Source organism: Streptococcus mitis (assembly GCF_946188375.1).
In the GTDB taxonomy this organism is placed as follows: Bacteria; Bacillota; Bacilli; order Lactobacillales; family Streptococcaceae; genus Streptococcus; species Streptococcus mitis_CX.
Genome location: NZ_CAMHUS010000187.1, coordinates 1 through 241 on the forward strand (window position 1 = coordinate 1; position 241 = coordinate 241).

Sequence of the window (241 nt, forward strand, 5' to 3'; positions counted from 1 at the left end):
GTCGCTGCGCATTCACAGCGAACGCTTTGTGCCGAGCCGCAGCCAGAAGCGGATCCGGCAGTTGAATCAGGACCTTGAACTGGTGCTCAGCTATGACGACAAGCCCGAGTATTACCAGCTCTACGAGCGCTACATTCGCGAGCGTCACCATGACGGCAGCATGTATCCCCCCAGCCGGACCCAATACAAGGGCTTTTTGCATTGCGACTGGATGCCGCCACTTTACCTCGAAATGCGCAAG

Annotated in this window: 1 protein-coding gene; it reads left to right on the forward strand. The window is 57.3% G+C overall.

Annotation, left to right across the window (positions count from 1 at the left end; translation table 11 throughout):
• A partial coding sequence (locus N8M16_RS10140; RefSeq protein ID WP_261070164.1) for a hypothetical protein occupies positions 1-241 on the forward strand: 241 nt, incomplete at both ends.